The sequence below is a fragment of the Halarchaeum grantii genome (assembly GCF_014647455.2).
In the GTDB taxonomy this organism is placed as follows: Archaea; Halobacteriota; Halobacteria; order Halobacteriales; family Halobacteriaceae; genus Halarchaeum; species Halarchaeum grantii.
On sequence record NZ_BMPF01000006.1, the window covers coordinates 78,460 to 95,397 of the forward strand.

General features: G+C 70.2%; 18 protein-coding genes. 11 read left to right on the plus strand and 7 right to left on the minus strand.

The window, feature by feature from the left end; translation table 11 throughout:
• The first annotated feature begins 45 nt into the window (after positions 1–45).
• Together IEY12_RS14555 and IEY12_RS14560 are read left to right on the plus strand one after the other, a co-directional pair.
• Positions 46–954, plus strand: a complete 909-nt coding sequence (locus tag IEY12_RS14555) for an RsmB/NOP family class I SAM-dependent RNA methyltransferase (RefSeq protein WP_188884386.1) — start codon at positions 46–48, stop codon at positions 952–954.
• On the plus strand, positions 951–1,454 hold the full coding sequence (locus tag IEY12_RS14560) for a DUF7122 family protein (protein WP_188884387.1): 504 nt from the start codon (positions 951–953) through the stop codon (positions 1,452–1,454). Before IEY12_RS14555 ends, IEY12_RS14560 begins: the two co-directional genes overlap by 4 nt.
• Here IEY12_RS14560 and IEY12_RS14565 read toward each other — a convergent pair.
• Complete coding sequence (locus tag IEY12_RS14565) at positions 1,451–2,962, minus strand: DUF790 family protein (protein WP_188884388.1); 1,512 nt, start codon at positions 2,960–2,962, stop codon at positions 1,451–1,453. The genes IEY12_RS14560 and IEY12_RS14565 overlap by 4 nt on opposite strands.
• A 53-nt stretch (positions 2,963–3,015) precedes the next feature.
• Between IEY12_RS14565 and IEY12_RS14570 the strand changes: the two genes are divergently transcribed.
• Positions 3,016–3,366 (plus strand): hypothetical protein, encoded by a 351-nt coding sequence (locus tag IEY12_RS14570; protein ID WP_188884389.1) that lies wholly within the window; start codon positions 3,016–3,018, stop codon positions 3,364–3,366.
• Between the two features lie 30 nt (positions 3,367–3,396).
• Here IEY12_RS14570 and IEY12_RS14575 read toward each other — a convergent pair whose 3' ends face one another.
• Positions 3,397–4,740 carry a DEAD/DEAH box helicase family protein gene (locus tag IEY12_RS14575; RefSeq protein ID WP_188884390.1) on the minus strand — a complete coding sequence of 448 codons (1,344 nt, stop codon included), beginning with the start codon at positions 4,738–4,740 and terminating at the stop codon, positions 3,397–3,399.
• 135 nt (positions 4,741–4,875) lie between these two features.
• Here IEY12_RS14575 and IEY12_RS14580 point away from each other — a divergent pair, with 135 nt between their 5' ends.
• The 5 genes from IEY12_RS14580 to IEY12_RS14600 all read left to right on the plus strand — a co-directional run bounded on the left by IEY12_RS14580 (position 4,876) and on the right by IEY12_RS14600 (position 10,548).
• Positions 4,876–5,541: a nucleotide exchange factor GrpE gene (locus IEY12_RS14580; RefSeq protein ID WP_188884391.1), complete on the plus strand. Its 666-nt coding sequence runs from the start codon at positions 4,876–4,878 to the stop codon at positions 5,539–5,541.
• Positions 5,542–5,701: 160 nt separating this feature from the next.
• Positions 5,702–7,615: a molecular chaperone DnaK gene (gene dnaK, locus IEY12_RS14585; RefSeq protein ID WP_188884392.1), complete on the plus strand. Its 1,914-nt coding sequence runs from the start codon at positions 5,702–5,704 to the stop codon at positions 7,613–7,615.
• Positions 7,616–7,664: 49 nt separating this feature from the next.
• Positions 7,665–8,837 (plus strand): molecular chaperone DnaJ, encoded by a 1,173-nt coding sequence (dnaJ, locus tag IEY12_RS14590; protein WP_188884393.1) that lies wholly within the window; start codon positions 7,665–7,667, stop codon positions 8,835–8,837.
• A gap of 45 nt (positions 8,838–8,882) precedes the next feature.
• On the plus strand, positions 8,883–10,004 hold the full coding sequence (locus IEY12_RS14595) for a pyridoxal phosphate-dependent aminotransferase (RefSeq protein WP_188884394.1): 1,122 nt from the start codon (positions 8,883–8,885) through the stop codon (positions 10,002–10,004).
• 73 nt (positions 10,005–10,077) lie between these two features.
• Complete coding sequence (locus tag IEY12_RS14600; RefSeq protein WP_188884395.1) at positions 10,078–10,548, plus strand: NUDIX hydrolase; 471 nt, start codon at positions 10,078–10,080, stop codon at positions 10,546–10,548.
• Here the strand turns inward: IEY12_RS14600 and IEY12_RS14605 are convergent.
• Positions 10,518–11,471 carry a TIGR03557 family F420-dependent LLM class oxidoreductase gene (locus tag IEY12_RS14605; protein ID WP_188884396.1) on the minus strand — a complete coding sequence of 318 codons (954 nt, stop codon included), beginning with the start codon at positions 11,469–11,471 and terminating at the stop codon, positions 10,518–10,520. The two genes, IEY12_RS14600 and IEY12_RS14605, sit on opposite strands and share 31 nt — an antisense overlap.
• A 92-nt stretch (positions 11,472–11,563) precedes the next feature.
• On the opposite strand from IEY12_RS14605, the gene IEY12_RS14610 reads away from it, so the two are divergent.
• Positions 11,564–12,313 (plus strand): competence/damage-inducible protein A, encoded by a 750-nt coding sequence (locus tag IEY12_RS14610; RefSeq protein ID WP_188884397.1) that lies wholly within the window; start codon positions 11,564–11,566, stop codon positions 12,311–12,313.
• A gap of 89 nt (positions 12,314–12,402) precedes the next feature.
• Positions 12,403–12,537, plus strand: coding sequence for a hypothetical protein (locus IEY12_RS15905; protein WP_255494050.1), 135 nt, complete (start codon positions 12,403–12,405; stop codon positions 12,535–12,537).
• A 27-nt stretch (positions 12,538–12,564) separates the two neighbouring features.
• Here the strand turns inward: IEY12_RS15905 and IEY12_RS14615 are convergent, their stop codons facing one another.
• The 3 genes from IEY12_RS14615 to IEY12_RS14625 all read right to left on the minus strand — a co-directional run bounded on the left by IEY12_RS14615 (position 12,565) and on the right by IEY12_RS14625 (position 15,213).
• On the minus strand, positions 12,565–13,746 hold the full coding sequence (locus tag IEY12_RS14615) for a redox-regulated ATPase YchF (RefSeq protein ID WP_188884398.1): 1,182 nt from the start codon (positions 13,744–13,746) through the stop codon (positions 12,565–12,567).
• A gap of 39 nt (positions 13,747–13,785) precedes the next feature.
• Positions 13,786–14,220, minus strand: coding sequence for a VOC family protein (locus IEY12_RS14620; protein ID WP_188884399.1), 435 nt, complete (start codon positions 14,218–14,220; stop codon positions 13,786–13,788).
• A gap of 120 nt (positions 14,221–14,340) precedes the next feature.
• Positions 14,341–15,213 (minus strand): polymer-forming cytoskeletal protein, encoded by an 873-nt coding sequence (locus IEY12_RS14625; RefSeq protein WP_188884400.1) that lies wholly within the window; start codon positions 15,211–15,213, stop codon positions 14,341–14,343.
• A gap of 63 nt (positions 15,214–15,276) precedes the next feature.
• On the opposite strand from IEY12_RS14625, the gene IEY12_RS14630 reads away from it, so the two are divergent.
• Positions 15,277–15,477: a DUF5800 family protein gene (locus tag IEY12_RS14630; protein ID WP_188884401.1), complete on the plus strand. Its 201-nt coding sequence runs from the start codon at positions 15,277–15,279 to the stop codon at positions 15,475–15,477.
• A 198-nt stretch (positions 15,478–15,675) separates the two neighbouring features.
• Here the strand turns inward: IEY12_RS14630 and pan1 are convergent, their stop codons facing one another.
• Positions 15,676–16,884, minus strand: coding sequence for a proteasome-activating nucleotidase Pan1 (gene pan1 / locus IEY12_RS14635; protein ID WP_188884402.1), 1,209 nt, complete (start codon positions 16,882–16,884; stop codon positions 15,676–15,678).
• Positions 16,885–16,938 lie beyond the last annotated feature (54 nt).

Below are 16,938 nucleotides of genomic sequence, written 5' to 3' on the forward strand. Positions count from 1 at the left end.
CGAACGCAACCCACAAGCGGGCCCGCGTCCAGAGAGTAGACGAGAATGGACGCGCTCGAACGCTACGAGCCGATCATCGACGACTACGACGCCTTCCTCGCGGCCTGCGAGCGCCCGCTCCCGTCGGTGGTCCGGGTGAACGGCATCAAGGCCGACCCGGCGCGCGCGGTGGCGGCCCTCGAAGCCGAGGGCGTGGCGGTGACGCGCCGCGAGTGGAACGAATCCGTCCTCGAAGTGGACACGGACAAACCCGGCAACACGTGGCCGTACTTCCACGGCTGGATTCACGGCCAGGAGGAGGTGTCGGCGGTGCCCGCCGTCGCGCTCGACCCCGACCCCGGTGACGCGGTCTGGGACACGTGTGCGGCCCCCGGGTCGAAGACGACGCAGCTCGCCGCCCGCCTCGACGACTCGGGCCTCCTCGTCGCGAACGACGACAACCTCGGACGGCTCTCCGCGCTCCGCTCGAACGCCGAGCGCCTCGGCGCGACCTGCGTCGCCGTGACGAACGGGGACGCGCGGCGCTTCACCACCGACGGCTTCGGCGTCGACGCCTTCGATGCCGTGCTCGCGGACGTTCCCTGTACGTGCGAGGGGACGGTCCGCAAGAACGCGGACGCACTCGACGACGTCGGGCGCGAGGCGAGCCTGCACATCGCGAGCCTCCAAGAGGACATCCTGCGCCGCGCCGTCGAGCTGACGCGCGACGGCGGCCACGTCGTCTACTCGACGTGCACGTTCGCGCCCGAGGAGAACGAGGCCGTCGTCGACGCCGTCCTCGCTGCGGAACCCGTCGACCTCGTCGAGTTCGACGTCGGCCTCGAGCACTCGCCCGGCCTCACCGAATGGGACGGCGAGACCTACGACGAGTCGCTCGCGGACGCGAAGCGCTTCTACCCCCACCAGAACGACACGGGCGGGTTCTTCTGCGCGAAACTGGAGGTGGCGCGATGAGCGAGAACACGAGCTATCGCTTCGAGCGCCTGCCCGCGAACGACGCGGAGAAGACGGTCGAGGGCCGCCCCACCCGCGAGTCTGTCCTCGACTACTGGACGGAGCGATTCGGCGTCCCCCCCGAGGTGTTCGAGGACTACGCGTTCTGGGAGAAGGGCGCCGGCAAGATCTGGGTGTCGCCGAGCGCCGTCCCGGACGGCCTCGAAGTCGAGTCGCTCGGCATCACGTTCCTCCGCACGCGACAGGAGCACTGGAAGCCGACGACGAACGCCGCCCAGCGCTTCGGGCGCCACGCCACCGACTGCGTCGTCGACCTCACGCGCGAGGAGGCCGAACGCTTCGTCGCCGGCGAGGACCAAGAGATAGCGTGGGACGGCGACTGGGGCTACCTCATCGCCGCGCACGAACTCGTGGGCGAGCGCGAACCGCTCGGCGTCGGCCTCTACCTCCACGGCGAGCTCCGCTCGATGATTCCGAAGGGCCGCCAGCGCGACCTTTAGGCCTTCTCGCGGAGGACGCCGCCGCCGAGGCCCTCCCACTCGACGCGATAGCCGAGTCGGGAGAGCACCGCGCTCGTCTCCGTGAGGCCGCGCTCCTCGCAAATCTCCTCGACCTCGGAGAGCGCCATCCCCGCCGCGACGTCTGCGGCGAGCGCGTCCAGCACGGCGGGGCGAACGAGCGTCCGCCCGACCACCTCGTGCTCGGGGAACTCCCGGTCCTCGACGGCGTCGACGGGGACGCCGTACTCGTCGGCGAGCGCCTCGAGCGAGACGACGTCCACGTCGGGGACGAGGGCGGCCGGGAGGTCGGCGCTCGCGTCCGCTCGGAGGTCGGCCTCGAACTCCCGGAGGGCGTCCACGACGTCCTTCACGCGCACCGACCCCGTGTAGGGGATGGCGCGGTGGTCGCGCGTCGCGATCTCCTCGCCCACGCCGAGGGATTCGTCGACGGCGACGAGCAACTCGACGTCCGTCGCCTCGAGTTGGGCGAGTTTCTTCTCGACGTACGCGGGCGTCCAGAACCCCATGATCTCGAAGTAGACTCGATAGTCCGCGTAGCGGTAGTCGAAGGCGAAGTCCGGCACCATCAGGTGCTCGCCGGCGTCGAGCAGGTCGGGTTCGCGCACGAGGTCCCAGTCCAACTCGAGGGCCGCGAAGCGCGCCGCGAACTCGCGTTCGACGCCGCTGTCGTAGGACACCTCGGTGACGGGGTCGGCGTCCGGGACGGAGAGCGGGTCCGAGTCGTCGAGTACCATCGTGCGCTCGGTGCCCCGGTCGTCGATGGTGGCTTCGAGGCGCCACGTCTCGCGCCCGACGACGGCGCGGAGGACGCGCGCGAAGCGCGTACCATATCGCCGCGTGCGCGTGAAGAGCGCGTCCGGCCCGGTGAGGACGACCTCGCGCCCGACGTCGCCCTCGACCTCGTGGACCTCGTAGAGGAGGCCGAGGCGCTTGATCGCGAGGACGAGCGAGCGCGGGTCGTCGGTGCGGACGCGGACCTCCGTCGCGTCGAAGAGCGCGGTCTGCGCGAGCGAGAGGTTGTACTGCGCGAGCAGGTCGGCGGGCGTCCAGCGCGGGTCGAAGCCCGCGAGCACCTCGCGGGACTCCCGGTCGGCGTAGAGGCTCCGCGCGACGGCGTCGGCCGACGCGTCGAGGCGCTCGCCCGCCGCCTCGAGCGCGGCGTCGCGTTCGGCTTCGGTGACGACGCCGACGTCCTCGGCGGCGGCGAACGCAACGCGGCGCGCCGTCGCCGGGTCGACGGGTGCGCGCACCTCGAAGGTCGCGTCGCGTTCCGCGAGTTTCGCGAGCCCGCGAACGAGCTTGAAGTCGGGCGCGTCGCGCTCGACGGCGGAGAGGGCGTCGTCGAGCGCGCGCCGGTCGTCGCCGACGCGCTCGCGGTAGGTGTCGAGGACCCGTCGTGCGGCCTCGCGGTCGGCGTCTCCACCCGCGAACCGCGGGCGATAGCCGCCGCCGGCGCGCGACACGCGGAGCAGGTCCTTCGTGAGCACGAATCCGCGTTGGCGACCGGCGGATAAAAGGGGTGGGGAAGCGCATAGCCACCATGGATCGCCGGACGCTCCTCCGAGGGGCCGGGACGGTCGCGCTCGCCGCGCTCGCGGGCTGTGCGGGGACGGAGAGTGCGGAGTCGTCGCTCCTCGTCGCGAGCGAAGACTTCCACTTCGACGACGACGGCGCGCTCGTCGTGACCGCCGTCGTCTCGAACGTCGGCGACACCCGCCACGGCGCGACCGTCGTCTTCGCGCCCGAGGTGAACGGCGAGACGCGCGAGCGCCGCATCGACGTCGAACTCGCGGCCCACGAGACGCGCGCCGTCGAGACGACGTACGGCGACGTCGACGAAGCGGACGTGAGTAGCCTCGAGCTGGTCGTCTCGCTCGAGGACGTCCGATAGTTCAGCCACACTGCCGCCGAGTCGCGTCGCCTATCGTCGCCGGTTCGCGACGCGCTCCTCGGCGGTGTCGGCGCTCACGAGCTCGTAGAGCGTCGCCCGTGAGCCGTCGTCCTTCGGGCGGAGGACGCGCCCGAGGCGCTGGGTGAACTCGCGCTCACTCCCCGAGCCCGCGAAGACGACGGCGACGTTCGCGTCCGGGACGTCGACGCCCTCGTCGAGGACGTTCGCGGTCACGACGCGCGAGTAGGTGCCCTCGCGGAACTTCCGGAGGATTTCGCGGCGCTCGGCCGCGCCCGTCTCGTGCGTGATCGGCGGGATCAAGAAGCGCTCGGAGAGCCGGTAGACGAGGTCCGTCGAGGCCGTGAAGACGATGACTCTGTCCTCGCGGTGGCGCTCGAGGAGCGACTCGAGCTCGGCGACCTTCGCGTCCGACTCCTGAACGATGGTGCGCGCGCGCTGTTTCGCGAGGAGGGCCTCACGCGCCCGCGGGTCGTTCCCGGAGCGCTTCACGAGCTCCTGGTAGTCGCTCCCCGAGGTGAACGTGATGTTCGCCTGCCGGAGGTAGTCCGTGAAGGTGCTCTGGGCCTCCTCGTAGCGCTCGCGCTCCGCGTCGGTGAGCGGGACTTCGAGGCGCCGGACGTCGTAGGCGGCGAGGTGCTCGCCCGCGAGGTCGTCGACGTCGAGTCGGTACACCACGTCCCCGACGAGTTCTTCGAGGACTTCGTGTGCGCCGTCGGGGCGCTCGAACGTCGCGGTGAGGCCGAGGCGCGCGGGCGCGGCGAGCAGGCGCGCGATGTCGCGGTAGCCCTCGCCGCCGAGGTGGTGGACCTCGTCGAAGACGACGAGGCCGAAGCGGTCACCGAGTTCGTCCGCGCGCAGGTACGCGGAGTCGTACGTGGCGACGGTGACCGCCCCCACGGACTGCTCGCCGCCGCCGAGTTGGCCGACGTCGCAGTCGAACTCGCGCTCCAACTCCTCGCGCCACTGGTTGAGGAGGTCGATGGTGGGGACGACGACGAGCGCCGTCTCGCCCACGGCCTCGATGGCCTTCAGGGCGAGCACGGTCTTGCCCGCGCCGGTGGGGAGCTCGACGACGCCGCGCTCGTCGTTCTCGCGCCACGCGTCGAGCGCCGCGCGCTGGTAGTCCCGGAGGTCGTAGGTGGAGGCGACGTCGAGGCGCTCCCAGCGCGGCACCGCGTCCTCGACGGTGGTGCCGAGCGTCCGCAGGTGCGCGCGCAGCGGGCCGTACCGGTGGCCGGGCACCCGCCCCGAGTCGGTGCGGTCGTCGCGCTCGACGTACGGGAGTCGCCCGTAGACGTCGGCGTCGCCGCCGACACGCACCGTGCCGTCCTCGTAGTCGAGCGTGACCGTCATCGGCGGGGAGTAGCGCGTAGGGCCGTAAATCTCCGTCCCTCTCGCGTGCGTCTCGCGAGCGCGACGGGCGAGCGGTGCGTGCGGCGTGACGGGCGTTCTGAAACGCTTTTACGGCGGAAGGCGCTTCTCACACGCATGACCGAGGACGCCGACGGAGTCGAAGTCGAGATCGAGGACGGGGACGCCGACGCGGCCGAGGGCACGGATGCCGACGCCGACCCGTCCGAGGGCGAGGGCGCGGCGAGCGGGCCGACGCTCGCGGACCGCGTCGCCGAGCACGACGAGGAGCTCGCCGCGGAGGTCGCGGACGTCGTGGGCGACCGGAACGAACTCGCCGAGACCGTCGAGGACCTCGAAGCCGAGCTCGAGGAGACCGAGGAGCGCCTCCAGCGCGTGCAGGCGGACTTCCAGAACTACAAGAAGCGCGCGAAGCGCAAGCAGGAGGAGACCGAGGAGCGCGCGACCGAGGACCTCGTGACGAGCCTCCTCGACGTCCGTGACAACCTGAAGCGCGCGCTCGCCGAGGAGACGGGGGACACGGACTCCCTGCGCGAGGGCGTGGAGATGACGAAGCGCGAGCTCGACCGCGTCTTCGAGGACGAGGGCGTCGCGGAGATCGCGCCCGAGCCCGGCACCGAGACGGACCCGCACCGCCACGAGGTGATGCTCGAGGTGTCGAGCGACGAGCCCGAGGGGACGGTCGCGGAGGTCTACCGGCCGGGCTACGAGATGGCCGGGAAGGTCCTGCGCGCGGCGCAAGTGACCGTGAGCGACGGCTCGGGCGCCGACGGCGGGGAGTAGGCGCGAGGGGCGACGGCGCTCGCCTACCGGTTCATCATAAATCCAGCGCTCTACGGCGCGCAACGGGGCTGAAACTCCCGTTTTCGTGCTCGCTGGCGGCCGTGGGAACCATCCACACTAGCAAGCTTTAAACCGAAACAGCGGTTCATTCTCTCCCAAGATGGCTAGTCAGAAGATTCTCGGTATCGACCTCGGTACCACGAACAGCGCGTTCGCGGTCATGGAGGGTGGCGAGCCCGAGATAATCCCGAACAGCGAGGGCGACCGGACGACGCCCTCGGTGGTCGCGTGGGACGACGGCGAACTCCTCGTCGGCAAGCCCGCGAAGAACCAGGCCGTCCAGAACCCCGAGCACACCGTCCAGTCCATCAAGCGCCACATGGGCGAGGAGGACTACACGGTCGCGCTCGGCGACGACGAGTACACGCCCGAAGAGATCTCGGCGCGCATCCTCCAGAAGATCAAGCGCGACGCCGAGGACTACCTCGGTGACGACGTCGAGAAGGCGGTCATCACCGTCCCCGCGTACTTCAACGACAAGCAGCGCCAGGCGACGAAGAACGCCGGCCAGATCGCGGGCTTCGACGTCGAGCGCATCGTCAACGAGCCCACGGCCGCGTCGATGGCGTACGGTCTCGACGACGAGGGCGAGGGCACCGTCCTCGTCTACGACCTCGGTGGCGGGACGTTCGACGTCTCCGTCCTCGACATCGCCGAAGGCGCCTACGACGTCATCGCGACGAACGGCGACAACGACCTCGGTGGGGACGACTGGGACGAAGCCCTCATCGACCACCTCGCCGACGAGTTCGAGGCCGAGCACGGCATCGACCTCCGCGAGGACCGGCAGGCCCTCCAGCGCCTGAAGGACGCCGCCGAGGAGGCGAAGATCGAGCTGAGTAGCCGCAAGGAGACGACCGTCAACCTCCCGTTCATCACGGCGACCGACGACGGCCCCGTCCACCTCGAGCAGGACGTCACCCGCGCGACCTTCGAGAAGGTCACGAGCGACCTCATCGAGCGCACCGTCGGCCCGACGGAGCAGGCGCTCGCCGACGCCGGCCTCGACACCGACGACATCGACGACGTCGTTCTGGTGGGTGGCTCGACGCGGATGCCGCAGGTCCAGGAGAAGGTCGAGGAACTCGCCGGGCAGGAGCCCCGGAAGTCCGTCAACCCCGACGAAGCCGTCGCGCTCGGCGCGGCCGTGCAGGGCGGCGTTCTGAGTGGGGACGTCGACGACGTCGTCCTCCTCGACGTCACGCCCCTGAGTCTGGGTATCGAGGTGAAGGGCGGACTCTTCGAGCGCCTCGTCGAGAAGAACACCACGATCCCGACGGAGGCCTCGAAGGTGTTCACCACCGCCGCCGACAACCAGCAGTCCGTCCAGATCCGCGTCTTCCAGGGCGAGCGCGAAATCGCCGAGGAGAACGAGCTGCTCGGCGCGTTCCAGCTCACCGGCATCCCGCCCGCGCCCGCCGGCACCCCGCAGATCGAGGTGTCCTTCGACATCGACGCGGACGGCATCGTCAACGTCTCCGCCGAGGATCAAGGCTCGGGGAACGCCGAAGACATCACCATCGAGGGCGGCGCCGGCCTCAGCGACGAGGAGATCGAGCGCATGCAGGAGGAGGCCGAGCAGCACGCCGAGGAGGACGAGCAGCGCCGCGAGCGCATCGAGGCGCGCAACGAGGCCGAGACGACGATCCAGCGCGCGGAGACGCTCCTCGAGGAGAACGAGGAGATGGTCGACGACGAGACGCGCGAGACGATCGAGGCGTCCGTCGAGGACGTCGAGGCGGTCCTCGACGACGAGGACGCCGACACCGAGGAGATCGAAGCGGCCACCGAGGCGCTCAGCGAGGACCTCCAAGAGGTCGGTAAGCAGGCCTACCAGCAGCAGGCGCAGGCCGGCGCGGGCGGCGCCGGTGCCGGCGCCGGCATGGGCGGCATGGGCGGTATGGGTGACATGGGCGACATGGACCCCGAGGACGTCGACGCCGACGACTTCGTCGACGCCGACTTCGAAGATGTGGATGGGGACGACGAGTCCGACGACGCCGAGGAGAACTGAAGCCAACGCCTAACCGCCTCCGCACATTACCCTTCGCTAACGAACTTCGATGAGTCAGGACTTCTACGACGCGCTCGGGGTCAGTCGTGACGCCGACGAGAGCGAGATCAAGAAGGCGTATCGCGAGCAGGTCAAGCAGTACCATCCGGACGTGAGCGACGAGCCCGACGCCGAGGAGAAGTTCAAACGGATCCAGAAGGCGAAGGAGGTGCTCACGGACGAGGACAAGCGCGAGGCCTACGACCGACTCGGCCACGAACGCTACACGGAGGCCGAGAAGCACGGCGCCGACCCCGGCGGCGACGGCGGGATGGGCGGCGCCGGCGGCATGGGCGGCCAGGGCAACCCGTTCGGCGGCATGGGCGGCGGCGGTGCCGGCGGGATGAACGACATCTTCGAGCAGTTCTTCGGCGGCGGCGGTCGACAGGACCCGAACCGCCCCCGACAGGGTCAGGACCTCCGCACCCGCCTCAGCATCGACTTGCAGGAGGCCTACGACGGCGCCACGAAGCAGGTGACGGTGCGCCGACCCGAGGAGTGCGGGGAATGCGGCGGGAGCGGCCACCCCGCCGACGCGGACGTCCGCACCTGCCCCGAGTGCGACGGGCAGGGCCAGACGACGCGCGTCCAGCAGACGCCCTTGGGTCGCGTCCAGCAGCGTCAGGAGTGTCGGCGTTGTGGCGGCGAGGGCGAGATATACAGCGAGAACTGCGGCGAGTGCAGTGGCCAGGGCACCGTCCGCCGGGAGGCGACGCTCACCGTCGAGGTGCCGGCCGGCATCGCGGACGGCCAGACGCTCCGCATGGAGCGCGAGGGCGCGCCCGGCGAGAACGGCGGGCCGAAGGGCGACCTCCTGATCGAGGTGTCGGTCGCCGACCATCCGGAGTTCGAGCGCGACGGCGACGACCTCGAACACCGCCACGCAATCTCCTTCCCGCAGGCCGTCTTCGGCGCGAGCGTGGAGGTGCCGACGCTCGATGGCGCCGTCGAACTCGACGTCCCGCAGGGGACGCAGAGCGGCGAGCGCTTCCGCCTGCGCGGGAAGGGCATGCCGCGACTGCGCGGGCGCGGACAGGGCGACCTCTACGTCACCGTGCAGGTGGTGACGCCCGACTCCCTGAACGAGGAGCAGCGCGAGGCCCTCGAGCAATTCGCGGAAGCCGGCGGCGAGGAGGTCGACGTCGAGCAGGGCTTCTTCGAGAAGATCAAGAGCTCGCTGTGAGTCGAACCCGGTCCCTTTAATCGGGTCCGTGCCGCCCCTTCGCGTATGAGCGACTTCTCCCGACGCGTGGAGTCCATCGACATCAGCGGCATCCGGAAGGTGTTCGAGGCGGCGGACGAGGACGCGATCAATCTCGGCCTCGGCCAACCCGACTTCCCGACGCCCGAGCACGCCCGACGGGGCGCCATCGACGCCATCGAGGCGGGGAAGGCTGACGGCTACACGTCGAACAAGGGCACGCGGAGCCTTCGCGAGGCGGTCGCCGCGAAGCACGCGCGCGACAACGGCCTCGACGTCGATCCGGAAGATGTTATCGCGACCTCCGGCGGGAGCGAGGCGCTCCACCTCGCCATCGAGGCGCACGTCGACGCGGGCGAGGAAGTGCTCTTCCCCGACCCGGGCTTCGTCTCCTACGACGCGCTGACGAAGCTCGCGGACGGCGAGCCGGTGGGGCTGCCGCTGCGCGACGACCTGACGCTCGACCCGGCGACGGTCGAGGAGCACATCACGGAGGACACGGCGGCGTTCGTCGTGAACTCGCCCGCGAACCCGACGGGCGCGGTGGCTTCGCCCGAGGACATGCGCGAGTTCGCGCGCATCGCCGCCGAGTACGACGTGCTCTGCATCAGCGACGAGGTGTACGAGCACATCGTCTTCGAGGGCGAGCACCGCTCCCCGCTGGAGTTCGACGACGCGGGGAACGTCGTCGTCGTGAACGCCTGCTCGAAGACGTACTCGATGACCGGGTGGCGTCTCGGCTGGGTGACGGGGGCGACCGAGCGCGTCGAGCGGATGCTTCGCGTCCACCAGTACGCACAGGCGTGTGCTTCCGCGCCCGCGCAGTACGCCGCCGAAGCCGCGCTCACCGGCCCGCAGGACCCGGTCGACGAGATGGTGGCGGCGTTCGAGGAGCGCCGCGACGTCCTCCTCGACGGCCTCGAGGACATGGGGCTGGACGTGCCGACGCCGAGGGGCGCGTTCTACGCGATGCCGAAGGTCCCCGAGGGCTGGGTCGAGGAAGTGCTCGAACGCGGCGTCGTCGTCGTCCCCGGTGACGCGTTCGGCGAGCGCGGTGCGGGCTCCGCGCGCATCTCGTACGCGACGAGCATGGAGAACATCGAGGCGGCGCTCGACGCGATGCGCGACGCGACGGCCGCGACGCGCTAGTCGCGAGGCCGCCCGAGGGCGGGCGGCTCACTGACCGGAGTACTTTAACCGGCGACGCGCGAACTGCCTAGATATGACTGAGGGGAGACGCGTCGTCGAGAAGGCGTACGCGTACGTGACCCGATCCGATGGCGCGGAGCTGCTGGTCTTCGAGCCGCCGGACGGCGAGGGGCCGCAGGTGCCGAAGGGCGGCATCGAGGCCGGCGAGGACCCCGCCCACGCCGTCGTGCGCGAGCTGCGCGAGGAAACGGGGCTCGCCGACGCCGAACTCCTCGACGCCGTCGCCACCGACGAGTGGCGACATCCCTCGAAGCCGAAGACGTATCGCCGCCACTTCTTCCACGTCGCGGTCACGGACGCCCCCGACGAGTGGACCCACGAGGTGACGGGCGGCGGCGAGGACGACGGCCTCCGCTACGCCTGCCACTGGACGCGCGTCGAGGAGGCCGCGGACGCGCTCGTCCGCGAGCAGGGCGCCCACCTCGACGCGCTCGGCGACGCGGCCCACGAGGCTCAGAACGCCGGCAAGACGCGCTCCTCGTAGAAGTCGAAGAAAGCCTCCTGATTCGGCCCGACGTTGTGGACGTAGACGTGGTCGTAGCCCGCGTCCACGAACTCCTCGAGGGCGGCGACGTGCGCCGCCGGGTCGGGGTCAGTGAGCGTGTGCCCGTCCCGGATATCCGCGCGCGTCACGTCCTCGCAGGCGTGCTCGAAGTGCGCGGGCGTCGGAAGCTCCGAGCTCACCCCACCGGGGAGGTCGCCCGTCGGCCACCACTCGTAGGCGGTCTCGACGGCGTCTTCCTCCGTCTCCGCGTAGCAGACCGCGAGCTGGCCGTACGTCGGCCCGTCGCCGCCCGCGTCGCGATAGGTCTCGACGACGCGCTCCTGCGGGCCGACACAGACGAGGCCGTCGCCGATCTCGGCGGCCTTCCCAGCGGTGCGGTCGCCGTACGCGGAGACGTATATCGGCGGGTCATCCGCCGGGAGCGTGAACAGCTGGGCGTTCTCCACCGTGAAGTGCTCGCCGTCGTGACTCACCATCTCCCCGCGCCAGAGCTCGCGGATCACACCGACGGCTTCCTCGAGCATCGCGAGGCGCTCGTGGTGGGGCGGCCAGCGCTCGCCGGTGACGTGCTCGTTCAGGCGCTCGCCGGTGCCGACGCCGAAGAAGAACCGGCCGTCGAGCATCGACGCCGTGGTCGCCGTCGCCTGCGCGAGGGTCACCGGATGCTGGCGGTTGATCGGCGCCGTGACGCCCGTCCCCACCTCGAGGTCGTCGGTGGTCTCGGAGATGGCGCCGAGACTGCTCCACACGTACGGCGCCTCGCCCTGCTGGCGGATCCACGGGTGGTAGTGGTCCGAGATCGGCGCGAAGTCGAATCCCCGCCGCTCGGCCTCGGCGGCGAGCGCAGCGAGGTCGCTCCCGCCGTGCTCCTCGCTCGACAGCGCGTAGCCGAACTCCGTCATGTGTCGGGGGACGCACGCCGCGGTGTCGTGTTTTGGGGCCGTTACGTGCCGGCGCCACACCGCTTAATCGTCGTGCCCGCTTCTACTCCCGTATGGACGTCACACTCCTCACCGTCGGCGACGAGTTACTCGCCGGCGACACCGAGAACACGAACGCGACGTGGCTCGCCCGCCAGCTCTCCGCGCGCGGCGCGTCCGTCCGCCGCGTGCTCGTCGTGCCGGACGAGCACGAGACGATCGCCGACTACGTCCGGGAGTGGCGCGACGCCTACGACGCCGTCCTCGTCACCGGCGGCCTCGGTGGAACGCACGACGACGTGACGATGGACGCCGTCGCGGACGCGACCGACCGCGAGCTCCACGTGCCCGAGGCGTCGCGCGAGGCAGTCGAGCGCGCCGCCGCTGCCTACCGGGACGCGAACCCCGAGGAGGCCGAGCGCTTCGACCTCGACCTGGACGTGGAGGCGTGGGCGGCCGTCCCCGAGGACGCTCGCGTCCTCCCGAACGACCCCGGGCTCTCGCCCGGCACGAAGGTCCCCACCGAGGGCGACGCGGGCGCCGTCTACGTCTTCCCGGGCGTCCCCGACGAGGTGCACGCGATGTTCGACCGCGTCGCCGAGGACTTCGGCGGGAGCGTCGTCTCGGAGACGATATACACGGGCGCGCCCGAGGGCGCGCTCGGGCCGGCACTCGACGCCGTTCGGGGCGCGTTCGACGTCGCCGTCGGGAGCTACCCCTCCGGTGAGGGGCCGAACCGCCTGAAGGTCACGGGGGAGGACGAGGCCGAGGTCGCGGCGGCGCTCGCCGACCTCGAAGACCGCGTCGCCGACCTGACGGACTGACGCCGAGGCGGACACACCGCGTCTCCGGCACGTTCGCGGGGGATAGCTTTACGTTCCTCTACCAGAAAGTATATCACGGGGGATTCACCATGCCTGTACCCACGTATCCGAGCGACGAACCGGACCGTCGCGGTGGTGCCCCCGACATCGACGACCTCATCGGGCGCATCATCCGCGGGAACGACGACCGCGACAGCGCACCGACACCAACGTGCGGGGCCTGAGGCGCACGCGTCGAACCGCCTCGCCGACTATTTCGCCGTGCTCACGATCTTGATGACGTCGCCCTCTTCGAGTTCGTAGTCCTCGCCGACCTCCCGGGAGGTGCGGGCGTTCACCGCGTGGAGGTAGCCGTCGCCGATGTCCGAGTGGACGGCGTACGCGAGGTCGGGCGGCGTCGAGTCACGGGGGAGGAGGAAGGCGTCCGGGAGGACGGTCCCCGTCCCGTCCGTCCACTTCGAGGCGTCCTGTACCGGATAGGCGGTTATCCGGTCGAGCAGGTCGTAGACCGCGTGGTCGAGCGCGCGCTGGACGCCCGTCCCGCCGTACTCGGTCATCGTCTCGCGGAGCGCCGAGAGCAACGCCGCCTGCTCGTCGGGGAGGTCACCGACGACCGCGAAGGACTCGTCGCCCGGGTCGTAGTCGATGGCGCCCGCCTCCGCGCCCCGCCGCAGCGCGAGCTCGCCCTGTGCGGTCGCCGGGATCACGGGCTTGTCGAGGGCCATGAGGCGCTCTATGTTCTCCGCCGGCGCGACGTCGATCTTGTTCGCGACGACGACGATGGGTTTCGTCCGCGCGCGGAGGTCCCGCGCGAGCGCCTCCCGATCGGCGTCCGTCCACTGGATGGGGTCGTCGGGGTAGTCTATCTCCCGGAGGGTCGCCATCACCTCGTACTCGCTCGCGCCGAACCCCGTCAGGAGGTCGGTGAGCGCCTCCTCCATGTCGAAGCCGGGGCTTCGGGACTTGCGCTCGACGGACTCCCAGTTCCGGTTCACGATCCCCGCGAGCCAGAGGTCCATCTCCTCCTCCACGAAGTCGATGTCCTCCATCGGGTCGTGCGCTCCCACCTCGACGGGTTCGCCCTCCGGGCCCGTCCCTCCGGAGGCGTCCACGACGTTCAGGATGGCGTCCGCGTTCGTCAGCTCGTCGAGGAACTGGTTGCCGAGGCCGCGCCCCTCGTGGGCGCCCGGGACGAGGCCCGCGACGTCGAGCAGCTCGACGGGGACGTAGCGCTTCCCGTCGTGGCAGTTCTCGTTCCCACAGCGCTCCTCGCGGTCCACGCAGGGACACGTCGTGCGGACGTGCGTGACGCCCCGGTTCGCGTCGATGGTCGTGAACGGGTAGTTCGCCATCTGGACCTCCGCCATCGTCGCCGCCGTGTAGAAGGTGGACTTGCCGGCGTTCGGCTTCCCCGCGAGCGCCAGAGAGAGCATGCGCCCGAGTAGCAGACAGGGCGAGAAGGCCGTTTCGCTTCAGGCCTCCACGATCTCCACGAGGTTGTCGTCCGGGTCGCGCACGAAGAGGATGGTCGTCCCGCTCTCGGTCGTGCGCGGGCCGTCCGCGAGCGTCTCGACGTCCTCGGGAAGCGCGTCGTGGAACGCATCGAGGTCCGGCACGGAGAGGCCGAGGTGCTTCGCGCCCGCGTCGTTCACCATCCCGCCCCGAGCGTCCGCGCCCTCGGGCGTGTAGGAGACGAGTTCGACGCGCGCGCCGCCGGCGTCGAGGTGCGCGAACTCGGCGCTGGCGTTCTCGACGCCGACGCCCTCGGCGAACGCCTCGCCCGAGACTTCGAACTCACTCAGGACGTCGAGGCCCAGCGTGTCGCGGTAGAACGCGAGCGAGTCCTCGAGGTCCGCGACCGTGATTCCGTAGTGGTGCGCGCTCGGTGTCGCGTCGCCGTCGCTCATAGTCGCGTGTTCGTCGCGGCGCGCAAATAGCTGACTCACTCGCGCCGCCCGCGTTCGCGTGCCTCACTCACGGCTCGCTTCGCTCGCCGTTCGTGTGTCCGTCCGTTCCGTTGGAGCGGCCTACTCGGGGTCCCGCGTCGGGTCCCGGTCGAGCGTCATCTCGCCGCGCGCCCGGATGCCGCCGTCCACGTCCGCGTCCGGGTGGATGACGACGTTCTGGCCGGAGACGTCGCCGAGGACGAGCGCGCCCTCGCGGATGTAGACGTCGCCGCCGCGCGTCGTCACGTCCCCGTGGACCTTCGTCTCCTCGCCGACGACGACGTCGCCCTGCGCGCGCAGGCTGCCGAAGAGGTTCGACTCGCGGCCCACCTCGATGTCCGTCGCGCGGACGTTGCCGTGGAGGCGACACTCCGCGCCGACCTCCGCCGGCGTCGATACCCGCCACGCGTCGTCGCTGACGCGCGCCCCGCGCGGAATCGTTATCGGGTCGGCCTCCGTCTCCGCCGTCAGGTCGTCGATGAGCTCCTGGGCTTCGGCTTCCTCGCCGAGTCGGAGGAGCTGGGCGAGGTACGCCATGAAGAAGACCACCGTCGGCATCGGGTTCCGGATGACGATCCAGCCGTTCGCCTCGAAGCCCTCCTCGATGTCGACGTCGTCGCCGATGTCGAGGTCGCCTCCGACGACGAGGCGGCCCCCGACGTGCACGCGCTCGCCGAGGTAGGCGTCGCCGCCCGCGAGGACGTTCCCCTCGACGTCGCACCACATATCGAGGCGGCAGTCGCCCTCCGCCTCGATGTCGCCGCCGAAGCGCGCGCGCTCGCCCGCCACGAGGTTCTGCGCGCGGACCCCGAGTTCGACCGTGCTCTGCCCGCCGACGAGGACGTCGCCGTCGTTCACGACGTCGTGTTCTTCGACGGTCGTTCCGTCGGGGATCCGCAACCGGTCGAGGGGGTCCGAACCGAGCACGGCCGTACGGAACCGCCCCATCGGCATAAAGGACTCGTCGGTCGCCCGTCCGACGCGCCCCTTTTACGCGGCGACGACATAGCTCGGCATATGACCACGCTCTCCTTCAGCGAGGACGGCGTCGACGTCGTCTACGAGGGCACGGAGTTCCGCCTCGAACGCGACCTCGTCGAGGACGCCACGCAGAAGAACTACTTCGACGTCACCGACCACGAAGTCCTCAGGATAGTCGAGGACGACCCCCAAATCAGCGGCGAAGCCCGCCAGATCAGCGACATCGTCGACCGCTGAACGCCGGCGCGACCACCCTCTTCTCGCGACCCGCTCCACACATCTTCTCGCGACCCGCTCCACACACGTCGCGAGCGTCGCGACGGCCACGAGGCCGTGACACGCTACCAGTAATCATTTCCCGGCCGGGTCGGCAGGCTCGGCGAGTGCGGAGAGATGAGAGAGGAGAAAAACGGGATGCGGGCCGTCGAGTCCCGCTTACGCGAACGTCTGCGAGATGTCGGGCTCGTCGTCGTGGTCGAGCTTCTCCATCGCGCTCCGGAAGTCCGACATCCGGACTTCGGTGCGGTCGTCGCGGATGGCGTACATGCCGGCCTCCGTGGTGACGGCCTTCACGTCCGCGCCGGAGAGCTCCTCGCTCTCGCGGGCGAGAACGTCGAAGTCCACGTCGTCCGCGACGTTCATGTCGCGCGCGTGGATGGCGAAGATCTTCGCGCGACCGACCTCGTCGGGCTTGGGGACCTCGATGAGGCGGTCGAAGCGGCCCGGACGCAGGATGGCCCGATCGAGCATGTCGAAGCGGTTGGTGGCGGCGATGATGCGGATGTCTCCGCGCTCGTCGAAGCCGTCCATCTCGGAGAGGAGCTGCATCATCGTGCGCTGGACCTCCGCGTCACCCGACGTCTTCGAGTCCGTGCGCTTGGAGGCGATGGCGTCGATCTCGTCGATGAAGACGACGGCGGGCTCGTGGTCGCGCGCGACCTGGAAGAGGTCCCGAACGAGCTTCGCGCCCTCGCCGATGAACTTGTGGACGAGCTCGGAGCCGGCCATCTTGATGAACGTCGCGTCGGTCTGGGCGGCGACGGCCTTCGCCATCATCGTCTTCCCCGTCCCCGGCGGCCCGTGCAGGAGCACGCCGCTCGGCGGGTTGATGCCGACCGTATCGAAGAGCTCGGGGTCCTCCATCGGGAGCTCGACGGTCTCCCGAACTTCCCGAAGCTGCTCCTCGAGGCCACCGATGTCCTCGTAGCCGACGTCGGGGGACGTCTCGACCTGCATGACCTGCGCGCGGACGTCCGCCTCGTCGGAGAGGCGCTTCACGATGGAGAGGGAGTTGTTGACGGCGACGCGCGCGCCGGGCTCGAGGTCCTCGCGGAGCTCCTCGGTGACCTCGGTGAGCGCCTCCTGATTGTTCCCGTGCTGTTTGATGATGGCGCCCCGGTCGTTGAGCTCCTGGACCGTGGCGACGAACAGCGGGGACTGCTTGAGCTTCTTGTTCTCGTGGGTGAGTCGCTCGAGCTTCTGCTGGTACTTGTTGTTCTCGGCGTTCGCGTCGAGGAGCTTGTCCCGCATCTCCTCGTTCTGCTCCTCGAGGACGTCGAGGCGCTCCCGAAGAGCCTCGATCTTCTCCTGCTGAGGCGCCCCCTCCTCGTACGGGAGCTCGACGTCGTCGACGGTGTCAGTCATCGCTACTCGCTAGGGCGCAGATTCTTAAGAGGCTTCGGGTGGTCCACGTTCTCC

Coding starts and splice junctions, on each gene's coding strand:
- IEY12_RS14595 (WP_188884394.1), top strand. CDS start 8,883: ATGAGCGACTTCTCCCGACGCGTGGAGTCCATCGACATCAGCGGCATC.
- IEY12_RS14625 (WP_188884400.1), bottom strand. CDS start 15,213: ATGCCGATGGGGCGGTTCCGTACGGCCGTGCTCGGTTCGGACCCCCTC.
- IEY12_RS14605 (WP_188884396.1), bottom strand. CDS start 11,471: ATGACGGAGTTCGGCTACGCGCTGTCGAGCGAGGAGCACGGCGGGAGC.
- IEY12_RS14610 (WP_188884397.1), top strand. CDS start 11,564: ATGGACGTCACACTCCTCACCGTCGGCGACGAGTTACTCGCCGGCGAC.
- IEY12_RS14630 (WP_188884401.1), top strand. CDS start 15,277: ATGACCACGCTCTCCTTCAGCGAGGACGGCGTCGACGTCGTCTACGAG.
- IEY12_RS14555 (WP_188884386.1), top strand. CDS start 46: ATGGACGCGCTCGAACGCTACGAGCCGATCATCGACGACTACGACGCC.
- IEY12_RS14575 (WP_188884390.1), bottom strand. CDS start 4,740: ATGACGGTCACGCTCGACTACGAGGACGGCACGGTGCGTGTCGGCGGC.
- IEY12_RS14615 (WP_188884398.1), bottom strand. CDS start 13,746: ATGCTCTCTCTGGCGCTCGCGGGGAAGCCGAACGCCGGCAAGTCCACC.
- IEY12_RS15905 (WP_255494050.1), top strand. CDS start 12,403: ATGCCTGTACCCACGTATCCGAGCGACGAACCGGACCGTCGCGGTGGT.
- IEY12_RS14620 (WP_188884399.1), bottom strand. CDS start 14,220: ATGAGCGACGGCGACGCGACACCGAGCGCGCACCACTACGGAATCACG.
- IEY12_RS14560 (WP_188884387.1), top strand. CDS start 951: ATGAGCGAGAACACGAGCTATCGCTTCGAGCGCCTGCCCGCGAACGAC.
- IEY12_RS14600 (WP_188884395.1), top strand. CDS start 10,078: ATGACTGAGGGGAGACGCGTCGTCGAGAAGGCGTACGCGTACGTGACC.
- IEY12_RS14580 (WP_188884391.1), top strand. CDS start 4,876: ATGACCGAGGACGCCGACGGAGTCGAAGTCGAGATCGAGGACGGGGAC.
- dnaK (WP_188884392.1), top strand. CDS start 5,702: ATGGCTAGTCAGAAGATTCTCGGTATCGACCTCGGTACCACGAACAGC.
- IEY12_RS14570 (WP_188884389.1), top strand. CDS start 3,016: ATGGATCGCCGGACGCTCCTCCGAGGGGCCGGGACGGTCGCGCTCGCC.
- pan1 (WP_188884402.1), bottom strand. CDS start 16,884: ATGACTGACACCGTCGACGACGTCGAGCTCCCGTACGAGGAGGGGGCG.
- dnaJ (WP_188884393.1), top strand. CDS start 7,665: ATGAGTCAGGACTTCTACGACGCGCTCGGGGTCAGTCGTGACGCCGAC.